This window comes from Paenibacillus sp. MB22_1, assembly GCF_047200555.1.
GTDB classification, from domain to species: Bacteria; Bacillota; Bacilli; order Paenibacillales; family Paenibacillaceae; genus Fontibacillus; species Fontibacillus phoenicis.
In genome coordinates, this window is record NZ_JBLADV010000002.1 from 1,008,362 (window position 1) to 1,024,466 (window position 16,105).

Consider the following 16,105-nt stretch of genomic DNA (forward strand, 5'->3'; position numbering starts at 1 on the left):
ATAGGTTCAACTAGAGTGAAAGGCTGGGCGGGGCCCAGCCCCTCCTCATCAAACCGTACGTGAGGTTTTCCCTCATACGGCTTTCCGATGTTCGTCATCATGAGCATGCAGATTACAAGAGCGTTTTAAGTCCATATTGAATAGACAAAGACTTCACTTCGCGCAGCGAACTCAACCATCGTCTGCGTTTGTGTTTCTTAGCATACCACTTCGCAAACCGCTGCCGGATATACCAATCCAACTTCGCCATCTTCCTCTGGCTGTAAGCTGTGTAGTAGTAATTGCGCCAGCCTTGAATCTTTGGATTCAGGTACTCCACGTGCTCTTCGAAACTCAGGCGTCGCATACCTGGCGGAGCTAATCGCTCTTTTACCCCTTCCCGTATTCGCTCTTCCGCCTTCCGGCACAACCACTGCTGGGTTGTGTAGTACACTTGGCCTTTGGATGTTTCGGCCTTCGTCTTTCGATGATGCATGCCCAGAAAATCGAAGCCTTCTTCCCCAGTCCAAAGTCCAACGATGCGCGTTTTCGTGGGGTGCAGGGTTAATTCCAGGCGTTCCATAATCGCTCGTATGAGTTCATAGGCCCGCTGTGCGTCCTTCTTCGTCTTGCAGATGATCACCAGATCATCTGCATAACGCGTCAGTTCCCCAAGCTTACCGCCATGTCGTTCCCACAGAAGATCAAAGTAATTCAGGTAGATGTTCGCCAGCAGTGGTGAGATCACTCCCCCTTGCGGTGTACCCAAGTCTGAGCGTCGGATGTTTCCTTCTTCCATCACTCCCGCACCTAACCACTTCCTCACCAACTTCAAGATTCGCCTGTCACTGATCCGCATTTCGATCAGCTTCATCAGTTTCTCCTGATTGATGTTGTCGAAGTAGCCTTGGATGTCGACGTCGACCACCCAATTTCCTTTGCGGTTGCATGCTTTCCGGATTCGCTCCAACGCCTGTTTCGCGCTCCGCTTAGGCCGAAAACCGAAAGACGTGTCCTGAAAATCCGCCTCGAAAATGGGTTCCATGACGAGTTTGGTCGCCATCTGGATGACGCGGTCTCTCACCGTCGGGATCCCCAGCGGTCGCAGTTTGCCATCTTTCTTCGGGATGTAGTGGCGTCTAACGGGTTGTGGATGGTACTTCCCTTCTTTCAGTAGCCGTTGACATTCAAGCACAAAACGCATTTCTCCCTGTTTCTCGATGTCTGCCAACGTCTCTCCATCCACTCCTGCCGAGCCCTCGTTGGCTCGTACCCTTCGCCACGCTTCCCATAAGATGTCTACCCGATAGACCTTGTCGTACAGCGCGTGAAATCTTCGCTTCTTGTTCTCCTTGGCCGCATGACCGAGTTTCCCTTGGAGTTCTTGAACGTTTTCCTCTGGTGTTGTTAGCCGTTTGGCATTCACTGACTCGTACCTCCTCAAGAAACTTGAACAAAGCAGGGCTCCTTCCCTCCCGCAGGTTGTGTTGTCCTGCGTTCCACGGTACTATGAGCCCCTCGGACTCCCTTCCTGCAGACCGTTCACTTCACCTCTGGGGCTTATAGAAGGCCTCTTTACGGTTTCTGCAACCGTGCAGGGGAGGGCCTCCCCAGTTCACTGCATCCTCTTTCATACCATGCCGTTCCCTCTACGCCGGAGGATTCTTCACTGCCGCTCCAAGTTCTAGGCAGCTTCCATGGCCTTCGTCCATGTACGCGGGACTCGGCTTCCTCTTTTCCCTCTTGCGAGGCCTTTTTGACGACGCGGCAGGATTCACTTTCATGTTACGGCCTGGTATGTTGCTCGCCCTGCCTCTGACAGGTACTTTCGTCGATACGCTTCTACGTACAGATTTCGCCATACGTAGGTATCCTAGCTACGCGGGGGCTTGGCCCTTCCCGCGACCGGACTTTCACCGGCTAGAAGATGCGTGCTTAGCTGGGCACGCCATACTTCAAAAGAGGCCCTTCCAACCAGAAGGGCCTCTACCATTTTACACCGAAAACGCCACCAGAATAAAGCGTTTTCCGTTATCGTTGTTTTCCCCCATGCGCTGCCTTTATGCCCGCTGCTCCGCAGCCAGGGCCGCAACGCGATGGAACGCCTCCTTCGGCTGGTGCTTGGCGTCGAACAGAAACGGCCAGTTCTTGCGGCCGCGCACCGGAAAATCGTCCAGCCAGGTGTAATCGTCCGCCGCTCCCCAGAAGGTGACTCCGCTGATGACGTCACGATACTCCAGCAACAGCCGGAATACGGCCTCATAACGTTCGGCCTGCCGCTCCAGCATCGCCGGCTCCGGCGCAGTCAAGTCGGTTCGCCGGTCATCGAAGCGGAACATCGAGAGATCCAGCTCCGTCAACTGCAGCTGCAGCCCAAGCGAAGCATACTTCTCGATCGCCGCCTTGATCTCATCCAGCGATGGATCGTACAGGTTCCAGTGCGCCTGCAATCCGATCCCATGGATCGGCACCCCTTGCTCCAGCAGCGATTGGACGAGCGTGTAAATTTTATCGCGTTTCAGAGGGTTCGATTCGTTATAGTCGTTATAAAACAACAGCGCCTGCGGATCGGCTTCATGCGCATATTCGAACGCTTTGGCGATAAATTCATGTCCCGCGATTTTCGTCCATTTGGAAGTGCGCAGCAGCGCCTCCCCTTCGTCCGCGATGACCTCGTTGACGACGTCCCAGGCGTAGATCTCGTTCTTGTACCGGCCCACAACGGTATGAATATGCTCCCGGAGCCTTCCGAGCAGCACCTCCTTGCTTACCCTCCCGCCTTGGCGATCCTGGAACAGCCAATCGGACGTCTGGTTATGCCATACGAGCGTGTGTCCCCGCATGGCCATGCCGTGCTCTCGGGCGAATTCGACCAGCCGGTCCGCCGCCTCGAAGGTATAGGTCTGCTCCTCCGGATGCACGCTGACGAACTTCATCTCGTTCTCCGCAGTCAGGCTGTTAAAATGATAAGCCAGCAACGCCTCCTGCGTCCGGATCGTCGTCGGATTCACCGCCGCCCCGATGTTGAAGTCCGCCGCAAACAGCTCCTTTAATGCCGGTACGGAACTGAATGTTGGATTCATGATGGATCCCCTCCTCTGCCACGCTGGGAAAATACTCAAACGAGCGGTTCACGAAATAAAAACGATTATTCTTTGACACTCCCTACATTAAGGCCTACCACGAAATATTTTTGCATGAAGGGATATACGAGCAGGATCGGAACAGATGCCACCACGGTAACCGCCGCCCGGATCGATAACGGAGTGACCATGGAAGCCGCCGTATCCTGGGTCATGCCCGCCCCGTTGGCAACGGCCGGATTGCTGTTGGCATTCATGCTGGAAGACAGCAGTTTCATCAGCTCATATTGCAGGGTGCTGAGCTCCTGTCTCGAGGACGTATACAGGAACGCATCAAACCAGGAGTTCCAGGCCCCTACGGCCACAAATAACGCGATCGTCGCTAATACCGGTTTGCACAGCGGGAAGATGATGGACCAGAAGATTTTGAAATCGCCTGCCCCGTCAATTCTCGCCGACTCCACCAAGCTCTCGGGAATCGTGCCGATATACGTCCGGATGACGATCAAGTTAAATGCGCTGATCATCGAGGGAACAACGTAAACCCAAAACGTGTTGATCAAATGCAAATCCTTTATCAGGAAATACCCTGGAATCAACCCCGCATTAAAATACATCGTAAGCACGAAAATCAACGTGATCGGCTTGCGGAACACATATTCCCGCCGACTCAGCGTATAGGCGAGCATCGTTGTCAGGAAGATGTTCAGAATCGTGGACAACACCGTTCTCGCCACCGAAATCAGGAAGGCATCGTAGATCGTGCCGGAGACGAAGATCGCCTTATAGTTCTGAAGCGTAAATTGTCTCGGCCACAGGTAGATCCCGCCGCGGATCGTATCGTTCCCCGCGTTAAACGAAACCACGATGGTGTTCAGAAACGGATACAACGTCACGACGACGAGAAAGATCATGAAGATGGTATTCAGTGTATGAAAAATCACCGGCTCCACCTTGCCTCGTCCGACCCGTCTTTGCAAAGCAGCAGCAGATACTCGCTCTGGGGTGATCGTTTGGTTTGCCATCTCTATAACAGCCTCTCTTCCCCTAGCCGTTTGGCGATCCAGTTCGCAAAGAGCAGCATGGTTACGCTAACGACCGTTTTGAATATCCCGCCGGCGGTTGCCAGGGAGTAGTTGCCTTGGGCAATCCCGTATTTCAGCACGAAGATATCAATCGTTTCCGCCCAGTCAACCACCAGACCGTTCCCGAGCAGGTATTGGACCTCGAAGCCGGCTTCCAGAATATGACCGATGGACATGATCAGCAGAATGACAATCGTTGGCTTAATGCCGGGAAGTGTGACATGAAGCATCTTCCGGTATCGGCTGGCTCCGTCGATATCCGCAGCTTCGTATAATGCCGGGTCAATCGCCGCCATCGCAGCCAAATAAATGATCGTGTTCCAGCCAACCTCTTTCCAGACATGGGATGCACCAACGACACCCCAGAAATACTTGCCTTCGCTGAGCCACAGGATCGGCTCCTTGATCAGATGCAGCCGCATCAGGACGTCGTTGACGATGCCATCGGAGGCAAGGGAGGTTGCGACGATCCCGGTGACGATGATCCAGGACAGGAAGTGCGGAAGATACGAGATGGTTTGGACAGTTCTTTTCCAGAAAATCTTCTTGATTTCATTCAGCAGCAAGGCCAGAGCGATTGCGGTGACAAAGCCTAGCACCAGGTTGATGATACTCATTCCCAGCGTATTGCGCAGCACCCGAAGGAAGCTGTCGTCCGTAAACAGGAACTTGAATTGCTTGAACCCGACCCATTCCTGCTGGCCAAAGCTTCTTGCCGGCTTATAATTTTGAAACGCCATCGTCCAGCCCCACACCGGGACATAAGCAAACAATATAATATAAGCCAATAACGGGACCGACATGAAGATCAACTGCCGTTGACTCTTGATCAGGGACCAGGTTATTTGCTGTTGTTTTCGTTTTTTCGCTTTCGGGACGGCGTGTTTTTCCATTAAGGTCTCATCCATAATTTGTTCTCCCCACAAAGCCTAAGATTTCGAAGAATGGAAGGCTTGGATGCCTTCCATTCTCCGCTTGAATCCCTGGATTATTTTACGGTCCAGTTGTCAATTCTCCATTGCAACACTTCGTTGATGCGGTCTTCATAAGCTTTAATGTTGAGCTTGTGGATTTCTCCCACGTATTCATCCCATACCTTGTTGAAGTCGGCTGGGTCAGCCAAAATTGCTTTAGGCAGATATTTCGTAGACAGATCATTTTGTTTGGTGTTCACTACCTTGGCTTCCGAACCCTCCACTAAGTCAACCGACCATGCCGGATAATAGATCGGGTTCTCTGGAGCCGGGCTGAAGAAATCGACATAACTGTTGTATCCGTACGCTTCAAGGAACTTCTTATCATATTCCTCCAGCGAAGCTTTGTATTCTTCCGGTTGAGCGGCGGCATCCGTCGCATTGCCGTCACTGAAATAACCTTGCATTTTCGGGCTGAAGCTATAAAGCGTATCCGCCTTATTGGCCAGCTTCCAAGTGGCATCCGTAAACCGGTCGCGTTGTTCTTGGGTTTTCATAAAGCGGCCCTCTTCGTTCACGATGTAGTCTTCGCCTTCGATCCCCCAGGAGAGGATTTTTTGCCAATCTTCTTGAATCAGGCGATCCCACAGCTTCAGGATCTTGATCGCTTTTTCCTTACCGGCATTTACGCTGATCCCAAAGCCGTTGTTCAAATTCAGCGCCGGGCGGTCAAGATAGTAATCTTTAATGCTTGTATCATAAACCAGCGGCAATCCCACATAGGTTCTTTCATGTTTGTCCGCCGTAATCAACACGTTCTCCGCACTTTGGAAGTTCCAGTGTTGATCGAAAAATCCGAGCACCGTGCCGCTGGAAATTTTCGCTTGATATTGGTCATAGTTCTGCGTAAACGTCTCTTTATCGATCAAACCTAAGGCGTTCATTTCATTCAGCTTCTTGTAGTACCGCATCGCATAATCCTTGTCGGCGAAAATCTCCGCTTTGCCGTTATTCACGACAACGCCGCCGTCATTCGGGTGTCCGATCAGATGCTGCGGCGCATTAAACAGCCCCCAGTTTCTCCAGTCGTAATTCAGAATTTCGAAACCAATCGTGGGGCTTCCATCGATCGTCGGGTGCTTCTCCTTGTACTTCACAAGCAGATCAAAATATTCGTCAAGCGTTTTGACCTGCGGATATCCCGCTTCCTCCAGAACGGCCTTTTGGATCCAGAACGCCGGGCCCGAATACCAGGTCGTGCTGACTTCCCCGTTATAAGCCCCGTAGTTTGGCAGGATGTAGATATGGCCGTCGTTCGGGTCCTTCATCATGTTCCAGTACTTCTCATAGTGCTTCTTCAAATTCGGAGCATGTTCTTCAATCAGGTCTTCCAAAGGAATATAAGCGCCTGCCGCCGTCAACTTCGTATTGCCGGTCATAATATCGGGATAATCGGAGCCCGCGATCATAACGCCAAGCTTCTGGTTAATATCCCCGGCAAGAAATTCAAATTTAAACGTGGCGCCCAGCTCATCTTTAATCTTCTTGTAAATCTTGTTGTCCGGCGTCGGCTGTTGGCCGGCTTCACCAATAAACGCAGTGATTTCAAACGGTTCGACTTTATCTCCGGCATTGTTTCCTGTAGTGGCTGGATTGCCGGTGTTGGTTTCGGCTGTGGTAGCGTTGTTATTACCGCTGCCGCATCCCGCTAGGATGACGCTGAGCGATAACAGCAGGATGACGCTGAGCCGGAGCATTGATTTGGTCTTGCCCCCCATGTAAAGCACCTCCGTAATGATTTGTTGATGTTCAAGCTTTTTTGAAAGCCCTTTCACCAACTTATCTTTAATTCTAAAAGCGCTACCCAGCCGCAACTAGTTCACAATTAAAGGTTCAACCTTCAAAATTTCAGTTCCTGTTTCGGTATTCGTTAGGCGACATTTGCAATCTTTTTTCAAATTGCTTGAGAAATTGGCCATAGTTCGCGTACCCCACTCGCTCGGCAATCTCCCCGTTATTTAAGCTTCCGTCCCGGAGCAGCCCAACGGCTTCTTCAATGCGAAAGTTATGGATCATTTCGTTAAAAGAAACGCCGTTCTTCTTCTGGAGTAATTGGCCCAAATAAACCGGATGAAGGTAAAACACCTCCGCTAACTTTTTAATCGTCAAAGGCTCACGGTAATGCTCCCGGATATAGGCGTTGATGTCTTGAATGACTCCCTGGGACCGTTGGGCTTTGTCCATCAGAAGCCCATCGATGCACTCTGTCCCTAACGCTTGGATCCGGTCCATTAATTCCCGCAGGGTTGGCACCGCCGAAACTGTGCCGGGAATGTCGTATTTGCTTTGCAGTTCCGCCGCCTTGTCCGGGAGTTCCTCCAGGTGTTCCATCATGAGATAAAACAAATGAATCCCAAATTTACGCACGATGTCCGGCGTAAGGTAAAGTTCCCGGAACCTACGCTCCGCCTCGGACAGCCCTTCCTCCAAGCCCCCTTTGTCCAGCAGTTGAATCGCCCCTATAATGCGATCCACCAGCTCGGTTTGATCGTACCTGCGGTGGAACTTCAGCGCAGCCACGTTACGATACTCCATAATCCCGGCAGGGCCTTCCGCATAAAACTGATGCTGCATCGCTGTCTGAGCCTGTCTGAACGCAGCTGGAATCTCTTGCAGGCTTGTCACGCCCTGCCCCGCCGATGCGACGACTCCAAGACTGCGGCATAATCTCTCCAGTTCGTTGATCCATTTAGCGCCGTCCGGCCCATCCTCGCCGGGATGAAATCCGTACACCAGGGCCAGAAGGCCCTCATCCAAGCCGCTATAGTCCAGATCGATGAGATACATGGCTTCCCTCTCCCCGACATAGGCGGCAACTTGCTCCCGGGTCTCGGCAAAGCAGCTGTCTCTTGGCTGAATGAGACACACATTCCACGCCTTCCGCAGGCTCGAAAGCGCAGCGATCCGCCCCTCATCCCGAGGGAGCCCCGGCGAGGGATGGAGCCATCCCTTAAGCAGACCCACTGTCTCCTCATAGGAAGCGATCCGGCTGATGCGTTGACGCTCCTGCTCCTCCGCCAGCTCCTGATAGATCGCCCCGAGCTCTTCGGCGGCGATCTCCTCGTCAATCGGCTTCAGCAAATACCGGGTGACACCAAAGCGGAGCGCTTTTTGTGCATATTGAAATTCACTGTATCCGCTTACGATCGCAAAGCTGACCTGTCGGGTATTCTGCTTCTGCCACGCCTCGATCATTTCCAGTCCATCCATTCCCGGCATCCGCACATCGGTAACAACTAGGTCCGGCTGCAGCTGGCCGATCTTCTCCAGCGCCTCCGCGCCGTTGCTGCTAGTCCCGCATATCTCAAAGCCCAGCTCCGGCCAGTTGATCCACAGCTGCATCCCCTCCAATGCTGCCGGCTCGTCATCCACCAATAACACCTTGAATCTCATGGCTCTTTCCCCCCTGATTATCCTCCCTGGTGTTGAAGCCGTTTGACCGGAATTTCGATACACACTTTTGTCCCTTGTCCCGGCTTGCTGTCGATGTTAAAGCGAACCTGATCGTTGTAGTACAACTCGAATCGGCGATACACATTGCGAATGCCAATGCTGTTCCCGGACGTGTTCTCGCTCCGTACGGTTAGCAGCATTTCCCGCAGCTGCTCCGGTTTGATGCCTTTGCCGTTATCCGAAATGACGATGCGAAGCCGTCCGTCTTCCACGCGGGCTTTAACGGTAACGAGCCCATTGCCCTGCACCGCTTGAATTCCGTGCTTGCAGGCGTTCTCGACCAGCGGCTGGATGCTCATCTTCGGAATCGTATAATGCAACGCTGCCTCCTCAATGTCGAAGACGTACTCGAATTTATCCCGGAAGCGGAATTTTTCGATTTTCAAATACATGTCGATAAACCGAATCTCCTCCTCCAGCGTGACAAGGTCCTCCTTCCAGCGGAGCAGCCGGCGCAGCAGCCTGGACAGGTTTTTAATGATGTCCGTAACATCGGAGTAGTTATTTTTCGTACAGACAACCAAAATCGCGTTCAGCGTATTAAACAGAAAATGAGGGTTCATCTGACTCTGCAAGAAGTTCAGCTCTGCCCGCATCCGCTCGGCTTCGAGGCTCTTCTGCTGGATTTCCAGCTTGTAAACGTTATTGATCAACGCGTTGATACGGGCGGTCATCATGTTAAAGTTGCGGATCAAGCCGCCGATCTCATCGCGTCCTTCATCGATGTTGATCAAATCGAACTTCTCGTTGGTGACCTTCTGCATATGGCGAGACAGCCGCTTTACCCGGTAATGGTAAGATCGGAGCATCACGTAGATAAAGAGCGACGTGAATAAAGTGATCGCTGCCGCCAACATCCCGACGAACAGGCGCATATCGAGCATCGCCTTCGATACCCGGGTTCCCTGCGGAATCCCGATCAGCCGCCAGCCTTTCACATATTTGGCATTGCCGATGGCAACGGACACTACGCCCTTCTCCCGATCCTCGGCAGACAATTCAAGCTTGGGATAACCGACGCTTGCGTCCTGCCGATAGCCGCTGTCCGCCGACACGATGATTTCATCGTTCCCGTTGACCAGATACAAATCCAGGTAGTCCCGCTCCCGGACGATCACGTCGTAAATTTTGCTGAGGTCAATGTCGATCCTTAGCAGCTTGTCGAAGGTGTTATAGGAATCGTAGTAGTCCATCTCCTCGATCACGCTGAAATAAGACTCGGTATTCGCCCGGTTAAAGGCTTGAGAGGCACGGTACGCAGCGACGACCACCGGGTCGGACGAGCTGCTCCAGATCCGGTACCATTCGCTGTTCTTCACCTCATCATCGATCAAATGATAATTGCCCCCGGGGACGATCGTCGGATTGGTCGTGTATATCCCGATCCGCAGAATCTGATTATTGACCGGAATGTAGCTGGTAACCCGATTGCGCAGCTGCTCATCAAACGTTTCGTAAAAATCGACCGGGTCCGAGTAGGTCCGATCCATCTTTTCATACAGCGTCTTATCCGTGTTCAGGGCATGACTGACAGCCACCCCGCCGTCGATAAAATCATGAATGTCCTTTCGGGCACGCTCCATGGAAATCTCCAGGTTCTGCTTCTCGCGTTCTTTAATAAAACCGGTCATCCGCCCCATAAACATCAGGTTAATGACCAGGATCGGCAGCAGTACGCCAATCAAGTAGATCAGCAAAAATTTCGTCTTCAGCGGAATATCGTTCACTTTTCCCCGGAATCTCCATCTTCCCATGCTCGCACCACCTTGGGCTTATTCGGCCGATCTGGACCCTTCCACTTTCTTGGATCCGTCATTTTGAAACTCGGATTTGTAGGCAGAGGGCAGCATACCGATCGACTGTTTGAATTTGCTGATAAAATAGTCCGTATTCGGATACCCCACCTGCAGCGCAATATCGGAAATTTTCATCGAGGTGCGCTTCAGCAGGCGTTTGGCCTCTTCAAGCCGTTTCTCGTTGAGATATTCGTTGAAGCCTTTGCCCGTTTCTTTTTTGAACACCTGCCCCAAATAGGTCGGATTCATGTGAAACTTCTTGGCGAGGGTTTGCAGCTTCAGCTTGCTGCGGAACTCCTCATCTACGTACTGAATGACCTGAAATACCGTGTTATTCTCGTTCTTCCGGCGCAATCCGGCCAGCAGCAACGAAGCCTCCTGGCACAGCCTATGAAGATACTGCCTGAGCGCCAGGTAGTCGCTGATGCAGTTCGAATCCCCTTCGTCCCCCTGCATGCGGACCATAAAGGCGTCGGCATCACCGCCGGCTTTCTTGATCCTGCGGCATAACGTCAGCTCCATATTGGCTGCGAAGGCCCGCATGGTTTCCACGCCGATCTGGCTGCAGGCAAGTGCGCCAAACACCTCTTCCACCGCCGCCCCCGCTGTTCCGGGATCCCCTTGAAGCACGGCGTCCAGCAGCAGCTCGACCTTTCCCTTCAACACATCCTCCGTACTCTGGAGCTGCGGGTGATGGCAAGGCAAGAAGAAGCCAGTTCTCCCCTTCTCACGCTTCGCTTTGACGGTCTCCATCGTTTGCAGATACAGCTCCCGGATCGAGCGGATCCCCTTCCCGGCGCGGCTGACGACGATCACTGCCGGCGAACCTATCTCCGAAAGCTCACTGCTGATCGCCAGTCCCATCTCTTCGATACGCGGCTGCGGTATTTCATCTGTCCGAATAATCATCCCGACCCGGCCTGAGCCGTCCAGGAAGGAACGATCCGCATCCGCAGGTTTCGAGAAATAACCAAGCACCCGCTGCTTTAGAGCTTGCGGATCAATCCCGGCGTCGAACAGCATACACCGCAGCTCCGGCTCGCCCCCGAGCTGAAGCGCGGCTGCCGCCTCCTGCTCCAGCCGGGCGCCTTCTTCCCCCTGAATCAATCGGTTCAGGAGGTTATTTTTAAACAACGTCTGCTTCCTTAGCTTGGACTGCTCCATTTCCCGCTCCTCGACGATCATCTGACCGAGACGGTCCAGAATCGCCCCGAACTCGTCTTCGTCAATCGGTTTTAGCAGATACTCCGCCACCCGTTGCCGCATCGCCGTAAGTGCGTAGTTAAAATCGTCGTATCCGCTTAAAATAACGAACTTAGGGGGCCTTGCGAGCAGCTGTTTACTCCGTTCAATCAGCTCCAAGCCGCTGATGACGGGCATATGGATATCCGTGACGACCAGCTCAGGCCGCAGCTCCTGCATCTTGGTTAAGGCCTCCGGACCGTCCAGCGCTTCGCCGCAGACTTGAAAGCCGTGCTTTTCCCAATTCACCATAGTTCGAAGACCTTCCAGCACCCAAGGCTCATCATCGACCAGAAGCACTTGCAGCATGACTGCCATCCCTCCCCTTTTACGTAAATTCCATGCATCTATAGTTCAACCAATATCCTCCATGTAAGCGCACACATTTTATGCTAGCACAAAATCTCTTATTTGTGGGCACTTAATTTATCCAACAAACAAAGGCAGTCCAGAGCGATGTGCTCCGAACTGCCTTTGATGATACCTGTCTTATTGGTTCAGCAGATGGTCCTGAAACCACTCTGCCGCAGCCTGAACCTCGGTTTCGGTCAACTGATGTCCATAGGGCTCCCAATGCACATGCACTTGGGCACCCGCACCTCTGAGCACCCCTTCCAGTTCCTCGGTTTCTTCCGGCTTACACATCGCGTCATTCCGCCCCGCCCCGATGAAGACAGGGATTCCTGCCATCTCCGGCAGCGGCACGCCCCGCCGCGGGACCATCGGATGGTGCAGAATAGCCCCGCTTAGTGCGGCCGCATGGTGGAACAGGAGGCTCGCTGCGATGTTTGCTCCGTTCGAATACCCCACCGCAACGATGCGGCTCCGATCGAAGCCGTAGTGCGCCGCCGCCTCGTCCAGGAAATCGTGCAGCTCCTTCGTGCGCAGCACCAGATCCTGCTCGTCAAATACGCCCATTGCCAGCCGCCGGAAGAAGCGCAGCATCCCGTTCTCCAACACATTCCCACGGACACTAAGCACGGCGGAAGTCGGGGAGATGATCTCTGCCAGCGGCAACAGGTCCCGCTCCGTACCGCCGGTTCCGTGAAGCAATAGCAATGGAGGTGCCGCCGATTCACCGCTAGTCGTCGTTATCCCCGGCTTGTAAATATGCTTTAGCTTCATCCCAGCAGGTCCTCCTTCAGCACCCGGACTTCAAACGGGGTGAGGTTTTGTTCAATGGCTTCACGGTGCGGTTCATACCAAGCGGGAAGCATCAGCTTTTCACCCAAATGCTCCGGCGACTCGTCATTGGCGAACCCTGGCGGATTCGTGGCAATTTCGAACAAGATGCCGCCTTCCTCCCGGAAATAAAGCGCGTGAAAATATTGCCGGTCAACGATTGGTGTCGGATGGTAGCCGTGCTCGGCAACCCGAACTCTCCATTCTTCATGTTCCGCGAAGTCCCGGGCTCTCCAGGCGATGTGATGCACCGTTCCGGCTCCGCCCGCGCCGTATTCCATCGACTTGACGTTTACATCGATCACATCGCCAAGGTCACCCTCGGCTTTAAAACGGGTATAATCGCCCTCTGTGCCAAGCTTCTGTAAGCCCATGACGGTTTCGAGCAACGCGGCAGTTTTCTCCGGGGCCATGCTGTAGAGCACCGCGCCGCCAAAGCCTTTGATCGCCTTGTCGGTTGGAATGCCGCCAAACGACCAAGTGCTTAGCGGACCGGTAGCGCGTTCCACCAGCTCGAGCTGGAGTCCGTCTTTGTCACGGAAATGCAGATAGGATTCACCGAATCGGCGGGTTTCGGTCGTGGAGATGCCGAATTTGTGCAGACGCTCCTGCCAGAACCCCATTGTGCCAACCGGTATGGCGAAGGTAGTGACGCCGACCTGGCCGCCGCCAACCCGGCCGCGCCGAGCCCCGGGCGTCGGGAAGAAGGTCATAATCGTTCCCGGATTCCCATCCTCATCGCCGAAGTACAAATGGTACACCTCCGGGGCATCGAAGTTGATCGTTTTTTTGACCAATCTAAGCCCCAGCACTCCTGCGTAAAAATCGACATTCGCCTGCGGATCGGTAGCAAATGCGGTAATATGATGAATCCCTGAAGTTGGATGTACCATGTGTAGCTCCTCCTTGTTTTGGGTGATAAGCATGCTCAAAAACGGTTAAAGCTGACGAACTCGCCAACCGGCTTACGGTAGCCGCGCGGACGGAAGCTCGAGCTGTCTTCTTTGCCGATCGCTATCAGCATCACCGGCACGTAATTGTCCGGAACGTTCAGCAGGCGGCGCATGGCGTCGGGATCAAACCCGATCATCGGGCATGTATCCCAGCCGCGGTCCTTCGCGATGAGCATCATCTGCATGGCCGATAGGCTGGCGCTGCGAATCGCCTCATCCCGCATAAACGCTTCGCCCCGGCTTTCATAGAACCCGATCGTATCCGACACGAGCATGTCGTACTCCTGCTTGCTGAGAACGCCCAAATTCAGAAGGCCTTCATTCATCATCCCGACATCCTTATGGGCATCCAATTTTCCCAGCACCAGGATCACCGCGGAGGCAGTTCGGACTTTATATTGCTTGGCCGCAGCCTCATACACTTGCTCCTTCAATTCGGGATCCTTCACCACCACATAATGGGTATGCTGCAAGTTAAACGCCGACGGCGCGAATTTCGTAAGATGAAAGATTTCTTCCAGTTCCTTGTCTTGGATTTCTACACCCGGGATAAATTTATTCGCCGACCGGCGGGATTTGATAACCGTGGTAAAATCATGCTCATGCGAATTCATCGATAACTTCCTCCTCAATTAAACCTTTATTGCGTTCATAGTAATCTGATTTGTTATAGCAGAGCATCGAGAGAGTATTCCCCGGCCCCGGACAACATCAAGCCAACTAAAACAGCGATCAGCAGCAAATTGTATTCAAAGCCGCCTGACGTCGACCAGAACCCATTCTTACCATGAACGGATACGATCGCCACGATCATCGTAAGAATCAACAGCGCCGTACCTATAGGCGTAAATAAACCTGCCGCCACCAGCAATCCGCCGCCAAATTCAGCGAGACCCGCTAACACGGCCATCAGCACCCCGGGCTTCATCCCTATCGTTTCAAACCAACCGCCGGTTCCTTTAGGGCCGTGACCGCCAAACCAACCAAACAGCTTTTGCGCACCATGCGCCATCATCGTCAATCCCAACACCAAACGAACAATTAATAACGCCAATTCCAAATTCATGTTTAACTCCTTTGTTTTTTGATTTTATTTGTGTACGTACCTGACATACTTTCCTATCAGATATCTCTTAATGTATAGAATCTTTATATTAAGATATTAGACCTGAAAAGACGTCCTCTGACGCCCTTTCCGCCGCCTGTCGGAGCTTCGTTAAGTCAATTTCTTTCGCGAGCAATGATTTGGGTCCCCTTAATCCCTTGCCGCTATTTAAAGCCGGCCTGCGCCGATTTCCCAAGCTTCTTCAGCAGCATCCCCGCGATCTGCTTCTCTTCCGGCGAAAGACCACTGACTGCCTCCTCGATGATGCCGGTAATCTGCGGGAACACCTCTTCGATGAACTCGCGTCCCTGCTCGGTGAGTTCTGCGTAAACTAACCGTCGGTCTTCCACGCAATCCTTCCGGGTGACGTACCCCTTCTTCTCCAGCTTATCCACGACATACGTAATATTGCCGCTGCTCATCAACACCTTAGAGCCAATTTGCTGAATCGGCTGTCTGCCTTTATGATACAGCAAGTCTAGTACGCCAAACTCGGTCCGGGTTAATCCGTATTTCCGAATCTCCTTATCCGCATGCGCATGTACCCACTCGCTGGCCCGGGACAAGACGATGAACAAATGCAGCGCCTCATTCTTCGTTGGATCCATCTGTGAACTCACCTCCATGTCGTGTTCGGACTATGATAACTATAGCATAGGGTAGCCTCAAGCGTCTTGAATAATTCTTAATATGAGATATCTTGATATTAAGATACATGATATCGAGATAAGTGTCAACCCACCTTTGCAAAAAAAAACAGCCGACCAGATCGATCTCCCGGGCAGCTGATGAAGAATGCACCTCTTTCACTCGTGCTATAGTTACTTTCTGCCGCGAGCCGACGCGCTGGTCCGCACGTTCGTCAGCACGTTGACTGCAAATATGATGACACTGATCACGACAAGGGTTCCGCCAATCGCTACCAAAGGCTCCAGTTGTTCGGAACCGTTCAGCACCAGAGATAAACTGATCATCATGACCGGAAGCCCGATGGAGTACGTCCAGAACTGGATTTTGCTCAGCAGACTTTCCCCTGCTCCCGGAAACAACACATAAATGACGCCAGCCAACGCAAAGGACGCCCATCCCAGCAAATTCACATGGGCATGAACGCCCGATAAAGTATAGTCATGTTGCATGGACATGTACATGCCTAGCAATACACCGATGACAAAATAAACAACCGAAACCTTAATATACGTGATCCCCAAACCGTCGCCTCCCCCAACCGGAACAAGTTATCCTTACATGTT

The 16,105-nt window shown here is 52.7% G+C and carries 14 protein-coding genes; all 14 read right to left on the reverse strand.

Annotated features, from left to right (window positions below):
- Positions 1-112 precede the first annotated feature (112 nt).
- The gene (gene ltrA / locus ACL02P_RS16490) at positions 113-1,405 is read right to left on the reverse strand and encodes a group II intron reverse transcriptase/maturase (protein WP_009226730.1); all 1,293 of its coding nucleotides are present in this window, start codon (positions 1,403-1,405) and stop codon (positions 113-115) included.
- 634 nt (positions 1,406-2,039) lie between these two features.
- A complete protein-coding gene (locus ACL02P_RS16495; RefSeq protein WP_339300611.1) occupies positions 2,040-3,062 on the reverse strand; it encodes an endo-1,4-beta-xylanase in 1,023 nt (340 codons plus the stop codon).
- Between the two features lie 65 nt (positions 3,063-3,127).
- On the reverse strand, positions 3,128-4,087 hold the full coding sequence (locus ACL02P_RS16500) for a carbohydrate ABC transporter permease (protein ID WP_412837729.1): 960 nt from the start codon (positions 4,085-4,087) through the stop codon (positions 3,128-3,130).
- 2 nt (positions 4,088-4,089) lie between these two features.
- Complete coding sequence (locus ACL02P_RS16505; protein WP_260070189.1) at positions 4,090-5,055, reverse strand: ABC transporter permease; 966 nt, start codon at positions 5,053-5,055, stop codon at positions 4,090-4,092.
- 80 nt (positions 5,056-5,135) lie between these two features.
- Positions 5,136-6,839, reverse strand: a complete 1,704-nt coding sequence (locus ACL02P_RS16510; RefSeq protein WP_260070188.1) for a sugar ABC transporter substrate-binding protein — start codon at positions 6,837-6,839, stop codon at positions 5,136-5,138.
- Positions 6,840-6,969: 130 nt separating this feature from the next.
- Positions 6,970-8,514: a response regulator gene (locus tag ACL02P_RS16515; protein WP_412837730.1), complete on the reverse strand. Its 1,545-nt coding sequence runs from the start codon at positions 8,512-8,514 to the stop codon at positions 6,970-6,972.
- 17 nt (positions 8,515-8,531) lie between these two features.
- On the reverse strand, positions 8,532-10,328 hold the full coding sequence (locus tag ACL02P_RS16520) for a sensor histidine kinase (RefSeq protein WP_412837731.1): 1,797 nt from the start codon (positions 10,326-10,328) through the stop codon (positions 8,532-8,534).
- A gap of 18 nt (positions 10,329-10,346) precedes the next feature.
- A complete protein-coding gene (locus ACL02P_RS16525; RefSeq protein ID WP_412837732.1) occupies positions 10,347-11,921 on the reverse strand; it encodes a response regulator transcription factor in 1,575 nt (524 codons plus the stop codon).
- 180 nt (positions 11,922-12,101) lie between these two features.
- A complete protein-coding gene (locus ACL02P_RS16530; RefSeq protein WP_412837733.1) occupies positions 12,102-12,737 on the reverse strand; it encodes an alpha/beta hydrolase in 636 nt (211 codons plus the stop codon).
- Positions 12,734-13,687 (reverse strand): ring-cleaving dioxygenase, encoded by a 954-nt coding sequence (locus ACL02P_RS16535; RefSeq protein WP_412837734.1) that lies wholly within the window; start codon positions 13,685-13,687, stop codon positions 12,734-12,736. Before ACL02P_RS16535 ends, ACL02P_RS16530 begins: the two co-directional genes overlap by 4 nt.
- 35 nt (positions 13,688-13,722) lie before the next feature.
- The gene (locus ACL02P_RS16540; RefSeq protein WP_009223568.1) at positions 13,723-14,361 is read right to left on the reverse strand and encodes a nitroreductase family protein; all 639 of its coding nucleotides are present in this window, start codon (positions 14,359-14,361) and stop codon (positions 13,723-13,725) included.
- Positions 14,362-14,414: 53 nt separating this feature from the next.
- Positions 14,415-14,813, reverse strand: a complete 399-nt coding sequence (locus tag ACL02P_RS16545; RefSeq protein WP_009223567.1) for a DoxX family protein — start codon at positions 14,811-14,813, stop codon at positions 14,415-14,417.
- 203 nt (positions 14,814-15,016) lie between these two features.
- Positions 15,017-15,460 (reverse strand): MarR family winged helix-turn-helix transcriptional regulator, encoded by a 444-nt coding sequence (locus ACL02P_RS16550; protein WP_260070181.1) that lies wholly within the window; start codon positions 15,458-15,460, stop codon positions 15,017-15,019.
- A 213-nt stretch (positions 15,461-15,673) separates the two neighbouring features.
- A complete protein-coding gene (locus ACL02P_RS16555; protein WP_009223565.1) occupies positions 15,674-16,063 on the reverse strand; it encodes a hypothetical protein in 390 nt (129 codons plus the stop codon).
- Positions 16,064-16,105 lie beyond the last annotated feature (42 nt).